This window comes from Rahnella sp. CFA14(1/10), assembly GCF_004195095.1.
Taxonomy (GTDB): Bacteria; Pseudomonadota; Gammaproteobacteria; order Enterobacterales; family Enterobacteriaceae; genus Rahnella; species Rahnella perminowiae.
In genome coordinates this window covers 681684-687854 of record NZ_SEWS01000002.1, presented here as the reverse complement: position 1 = coordinate 687854, position 6171 = coordinate 681684, and the positions used below count along the sequence as shown (strand labels likewise).

8 protein-coding genes are annotated in these 6171 nt (G+C 48.5%); 5 read left to right on the top strand and 3 right to left on the bottom strand.

Annotated features, from left to right (window positions below; all coding sequences use genetic code 11):
* Positions 1–275, top strand: a 275-nt coding sequence (locus EVX52_RS25365) for a hypothetical protein (protein WP_205952626.1), incomplete at its 5' end; no start/stop codon positions are given.
* 118 nt (positions 276–393) lie between these two features.
* Complete coding sequence (locus tag EVX52_RS06695) at positions 394–771, top strand: ASCH domain-containing protein (RefSeq protein WP_039275448.1); 378 nt, start codon at positions 394–396, stop codon at positions 769–771.
* Between the two features lie 184 nt (positions 772–955).
* Here the strand turns inward: EVX52_RS06695 and EVX52_RS06690 are convergent, their stop codons facing one another.
* Positions 956–1399, bottom strand: a complete 444-nt coding sequence (locus EVX52_RS06690; RefSeq protein WP_129990903.1) for an Lrp/AsnC family transcriptional regulator — start codon at positions 1397–1399, stop codon at positions 956–958.
* 124 nt (positions 1400–1523) lie between these two features.
* Here EVX52_RS06690 and EVX52_RS06685 point away from each other — a divergent pair, with 124 nt between their 5' ends.
* Both EVX52_RS06685 and EVX52_RS06680 read left to right on the top strand, forming a co-directional pair.
* Positions 1524–2084, top strand: coding sequence for an alpha/beta hydrolase (locus EVX52_RS06685; RefSeq protein ID WP_129990902.1), 561 nt, complete (start codon positions 1524–1526; stop codon positions 2082–2084).
* 60 nt (positions 2085–2144) lie between these two features.
* Positions 2145–2894: an alpha/beta fold hydrolase gene (locus EVX52_RS06680; protein ID WP_129990901.1), complete on the top strand. Its 750-nt coding sequence runs from the start codon at positions 2145–2147 to the stop codon at positions 2892–2894.
* A gap of 485 nt (positions 2895–3379) precedes the next feature.
* Here the strand turns inward: EVX52_RS06680 and EVX52_RS06675 are convergent, their stop codons facing one another.
* Complete coding sequence (locus tag EVX52_RS06675) at positions 3380–4813, bottom strand: MFS transporter (RefSeq protein ID WP_129990900.1); 1434 nt, start codon at positions 4811–4813, stop codon at positions 3380–3382.
* A gap of 129 nt (positions 4814–4942) precedes the next feature.
* On the opposite strand from EVX52_RS06675, the gene EVX52_RS06670 reads away from it, so the two are divergent.
* Complete coding sequence (locus EVX52_RS06670; protein WP_129990899.1) at positions 4943–5323, top strand: helix-turn-helix transcriptional regulator; 381 nt, start codon at positions 4943–4945, stop codon at positions 5321–5323.
* A gap of 124 nt (positions 5324–5447) precedes the next feature.
* Here the strand turns inward: EVX52_RS06670 and EVX52_RS06665 are convergent, their stop codons facing one another.
* Positions 5448–5981: a cysteine hydrolase family protein gene (locus tag EVX52_RS06665; protein WP_129990898.1), complete on the bottom strand. Its 534-nt coding sequence runs from the start codon at positions 5979–5981 to the stop codon at positions 5448–5450.
* Positions 5982–6171 lie beyond the last annotated feature (190 nt).

The following is a 6171-nucleotide window of genomic DNA, read 5'->3' as shown; positions in this document are numbered from 1 at the left end:
GCTTCAGCCTCGCGGAGGATACTGATGATCTGTTCGTCGGAAAAACGCTTCTTCATGGGGATGTCCTCATGTGGCTTATGAAGACATTACTAACATCGTGGTGTATTAATCAACGGGGAGCAGGTCACATGAGTTCTCTTTCTCTTGTTACGAAGGATGCATCCCTCTGGAAGAGATTGAAAAGCTCATTAACGAAGCTAAAAAATTGCTTCCGCCAGCAAAGCAGGAATCTTGATGGGCCTGAACATCTGCTGTGTGCCAGGAGCGGACCTTAATAATCTTTATCTACCTTAATAGTTGAGCATTCAGTAAAACGACCATTCTACCGAAGATATGATTTATCGAGTGTCATGTTTTAGAATCAATCGATTATCTTAAGCTGATGGGAACCCGATGAAAGCACTTTCAATCGTTCGGCCTGCCGGAACTCAAATCGCAAATGGCCTAAAAACGCTGGAAATAAGGCGATGGCCGCCTGACGTCCGAACAGGGGAAGAGATATTACTGGTTGAAAATGAACACTTCCTCACGGTCGATGGCCAAGAGGAGGTCGGAACCGCCTTAGCTATCATTACCTTGGGAGAAATCAGAGAGTTTAGGCAAGATGACATCCCTAAAGCTTGCGCATCTTATTATGAAGCCGGTTGGCTAGCTTGGGAGATAAAAACAATCAAAAAAATTGAGAATCCTTTTCCAACACGCGCAGCACGAAAGTTTTACGAGATCGATGATTCAGTTCTTAACGCTGCGCGCTTGATAATAATTCGGTAAAACTCGGCGTGAAAAGGTTTAACCGAATCAGATTTTGCCTGTGTGAAACCTCTAAATACCATTTCTAATCCAAGCATAAAGTCCGCTGTTCGCTCATAGCAGCCTGATGGGCCTCACCTGCAGCAGCTTGGTGCCTAAATCGGACCTTGCTAATATCCTGCCATGTCGATCAAATGTGAACCGGTCACCTCGGGCGCACAGGCACCTGTTTACGCACTGCATTAGACAGAACTAACGATGTGGTCACTGAACCATGAACCGCCAGGGCATCGACGACGGCTTCCAAATCAGCCGGTTGAGAAAAAACACAACGCACGATGAAGCAGTCCTCTCCTGTGATCCTGTCAGCTTCTATCACCTCAGGGATATCGTTAAATAACGTCAGATAGTGTTTGATGTATTGGTGGGTTGTGCGTACTCGCAGGATCGCCTGTAATCCCAGTCCAATCTCTCGCAAATTGACGCGTGCGCTGTATCCTTCAATGACGCCTGCACTTTCGAGTTTTTTGACCCGTTCGCTCATCGCTGGCTGCGAAAGGCCAATGCATTTGCCCAGAGAGGCCAGACTCTGACGTGCGTTCATTTGAAGTGCTTCCAAAATTTGCCGGTCTTTGTTGTCAAGCTCCATGCTAATCCTTTGCTCAAAATGTAGATGAATCATCGGTTAATCGGGCTGTATTTCGATGACTTGCCATTCAGGAACGATGTGTCATTCGCCTACATTATGTGAACACCTCTTTGGGAATCAAGACATGACATCTCCAATATTGCTTCTTCCGGGAATTGGCAACTCGGGCTCCGGACACTGGCAAACGCTATGGACACAAACTGACGCGTCAATGACCCTCATTTCGGGACAAGACTGGGATCATCCGGTTTGCGAAGAGTGGGTCGAAAATTTAGAAACTACCGTCAGAAAGACCGGGCCAGACGTCATTTTGGTCGCCCATAGTCTTGGCTGCCTGCAGGTTGCTAACTGGGCCCAATATAGCCGCACGGTTGTGAGAGGCGCGTTGCTGGTCGCGGTACCCGATCCCACACGCGATGTGTTTCCAGAAGAGGCTAAGGGGTTTAGTGTTCCCCGGAGTGAAAAGCGTTTCGCATTTCCGAGCATGATGATTGCCAGTTCCAATGACCCTTATGCCGATATCCATTACAGCCAGTGCTGTGCCGATGCCTGGGGCAGTAGTCTGGTCAATATCGGTGAGCGAGGGCATGTCAACGCAGCCAGCGGACTCGGTGACTGGCCTCAGGGGCGAGCATGGTTAAAAGAGCTTATTGCCATGTCCATAAGCGCCTCCGGATATAAATAAATCCACTTAAAGGCTCCTTAAACACAAAAAATTCACGCCAAACCTATTACGGAAAGCTAAATGAACAATTCGTCCAATACACCTGTCATATTTATCAACGGCTTAATAGGTACTTTGAATGATCCGAAATTTCACAGACCGCTGGGCGATCGGCCCGTTATTGCTCCTGACCTTAACGGCTACGGCGCACGCAGCGATATACCGGTAGAGAAAATAAACATCTGGGGGCAGGTGAAACGGATTTATGAGGTGATCCAGGCCGAATATCAGGGATCCGCCGTGAGCCTTGTGGGTCATTCTGTCGGGGGTGCTGTGGCCTACACGTTTGCGCATAAATATCCCGAATGCGTTAAGGAGATTGTCAGTGTAGAAGGCAACTTCTCTCTTAAAGATGCGTTCTGGACATCCACCATCGCGAAAATGACATTAATGCAAGTCGAATCCATGTTGGCGGATATGCAATGTTCGCCAGAAACCTGGCTGGAGGGCTCCGGAATCGATCCGCAGTCTGACAAAATACAAATCGCGACAATCTGGCTTAAACATCAGCCAGCTTCAACGCTGCTTGCCATGGCCCGGTCAGTTGTCGAGGTCACCGGGGACCCTGGCTATCAAACTCTGGTCAAAACCGTGTTTACTTCTGTCCCTGTGCATTTACTGGCGGGTGAACATTCAGCGAGTGGCTGGGATGTTCCCGACTGGGCAACTCAGCACGCGAAAAGTGTCACTGTCATGCCTTCAACGGGTCATCTCATGATGTTACAGGATCCCACAACCTTCGGCCAAAGAGTGGCTGAAATACTGAGTTGATAGCAATTAACTTCAAAACAAGCTAATTCTTTCACTTAAACATATCTTTAAGCCCATTATCTACTAAAAGAACGGACACGATGAGTGCTGTAATATGTAGATGATATCTTCACTCACCGTCCATGACGGTAGGGAGCGTAACAATGAAAATGTATATGAGGTTAATGATTGCCTAAGAAAATAGAATGGAGCATTCATTAATTATTACCTTTCTTTGGAAGGATTTTTTATGTCCCCCAGCCGCTATCACGAAAGCGAAAGGATGTTATGAGCATCCGCTCATCGCTCACAGCGGACCTTCGAATCAACTGGCTAGTCCGCTTGGTGCCAGAAACGAGCGTTCACATGCAGGTCAGTGCAGCAGCATGTTGAAATTTTCGCGCACCTTCCAGCGCAAGCTGCAAATTAAAAGACCCGCCATACAGCAGGTCTTCCACATTAATACTTTTCATCTGAAGCCATCGGCAAAGGATACTGATTTTCTGCTAGGTTATTTCTGCTGGCAAATCAGTTGCAGCTTTGCAAGGTAACAGGCAGGAAACAAAAAGCCCTGCAATTTGTCCCGCTGCAGCCAGATAAAATGCAATTTGTAAGGCATTTTGGAGACTGTTTGTAGAGTTCACCTGATGCAGACTTACGGTCCCGCTTCCGGATAAAGCAACTAACAGAGCAATACCAATAGCGTTACCAACATTCAGCGTTGTAGAAGCCATACCTGAAGCAACCCCTTGCTCGTAATGCTTTACGCCTGAACCAGTAGCTACCCACATTGCCGTCCAGACAATTCCCTGGCCTATTCCTGAAATGACCAGTCCCGGTAATACGCTTAAATAAGATGCACCTGAATAGGCTGATGGAACCAGTGCCAGCGTACCCGCAATTCCAGTTAAAAAACCGGCCAGTAAAACTTTGCGTAACGACAGACTATTTGCAAGTCGGGCTCCGAATTGCGTTCCGACAAAAATTGCCAGCGAAGGAGCTATAAACGCCAGGCCGGTCTGCAAGGCGCTGTATTCCATAATGTTCTGAAACATAACTGTCAGAAAATAAGGCAGAGCACCGAAGGTTCCCATATAAATAAACGTGATCACCATGCCTGTTGTCAGACTTCGATTCCTGAATAATCGTACCGGCATTAATGGGTCAGGGCTGCGAAATTCTATGGCGGCAAACGCCAGCAGAAATACCACTGACAGACTCAGTGATAAGAGAATATGCTCTGACAACCAACCCTCTTCAGGCCCCTGAACCAGAGCATAAACCAGCAGAATTGCTCCTGTGGTGACTGTCACAGCGCCCGGCAAATCGAAGCTGCGGCGCTCTTCCTGGAAACTGTCCTTCGGTAACACAAAAAAAGCGGCGCATATTGCAATCGCTGCCAATAAAACATTGACGAAAAATACTGACGGCCAGCCATAGACACCTGTAAGTATCCCGCCCGCGAGCGATCCCAGCGTAAGACCACTTGCGCCTGCGCCGCCCCAGACTGCCAGTGCCCGGTTGCGCAACGGCCCTTCCTCGAACAGTCTGTTTATAAGCGAAAGCGTGGCAGGAAAAAGTAATGCTGCGCCTATACCCTGTATGGCTCGTGCAATGACAATGACGACAGGACTCCACGCTAATCCACCGGCCAGTGAGGAGAGCGCGTAGAGCCATAACGCACCGATAAAAACCCGACGTTGCCCCAGAAGATCTGCTGCTCGTCCACCGAACAATAAAAATCCCCCACAGCATACCGTATAAGCACTGACCACCCACTGGAGCGTGTGCTCCGAAAACCCCAGTCCCGATCCAATTTCCGGTAGTGCTACAAACACAATATTGATATCAAGGGAGTACATGAGTTGGGCGAAGGCAAGCAGCGCAAGGCTGAGGTGTTGAAAGCGAGGGGCACCTGATTCTCGTAAGGCAGTAACCATAAATAATCTCCAAATAAACTAATGTTCGAGTACATGCGTACATTTAATGTATGTATGTACTCGTACATTAGTCAATCGATAAAATTTAAAGTATAGTGTTGGCATGTTTACAATCTGCTGAGAAACCCCATGCTTTCTAAACACCCTGATGCGGAACAAATACGTCTTGAAAATGTGCTGACAGCTTTGGGGAATCCATTACGTCTGACGGTGGTTCGGGTGCTGGTGGGCGGCGGTGAGCATGCTTGTAGCGCCGTGCTGAGTGGGATTCCTAAATCGACGCTGACTCACCACTGGCGTGTCTTACGGGATAGTGGCGTTATCTGGCAGCGCCCTTTCGGGCGCGAAAATTTACTATCGCTGCGCCGGGAAGATCTTAATGCTCGCTTTCCCGGGCTGCTGGATGCTTTGTTGGGTGCTGTGGAAAACGACGCACTGACACAGGAATCAACAACCAGGAATCTGCCGATGCCATCCACAGAACAGAAAGCATGCGCAGAGGAGAAGTAAAAGGAATTGAGCGCGTAAGTCCTCTATTCGCTCGCAGCAGACCCTCAGCGTCACGTGTTTGTCCCCTGAGTGCCAGGAGCGAAAATCAGCCTTTTTAGCCGTCCTGCGGACGGCTCTTAGTTCATCAAAAGCTCCAGCCCGCCGCGGTCGAAAGCGATACGAACGGTCCGGCAAGCGTAACATTGTGATGTTCAATGATTTCATTTGCTGATAAATGATCGTTATCCATTGTTGTATGCGCATCTGAAATCAGCACGGTCCTGAATTCCAGTTCCGACGCGGCTCTACAGGTAGTATCCACACAAAATTCTGTTTTCATCCCGGCGATAACCAGCTGCTTCACTCCTCGCTGGCAGAGTTGAAGCTGCAGGTCGGTATCGCGGAAACAGTTGGGGTACTTTTTAATAAAGACGATATCCCGCTCAGCGTTAACGTTCATTTCGGGTATCAGCTGTGTTAACGGACTCTGCTCTGAGAAGGGGGAGTCATCAGGTCCGGTGTGGCGGGCAAAAAAGACGGGCACCTGAACCTGCCTCGCTTTTGCAATCAGCAAACAAATATTCGACAGAACAGCTTCTGCGCAATGCGGAGAGGCCGGGCCATGGAAAAGCCCCTGCTGCATATCAATAACTAAAAGTGCATTATCAGATGAAATCACGATGTGTCTCCATTCAGAATGTTATGAACGGAGAAATTTTCTTCCCCGTCCGGTTTGGCGGGGAGTGAGGATCTGTTTTGTCAGGAGCCAGTCACAGATACGCCCACACCGCCGCAAGATGCGGTGGTGGTGACTGTCATTGTTGGCTGAACTGACTTAATCATTTTCTAACCTTCATTTATGACTTATT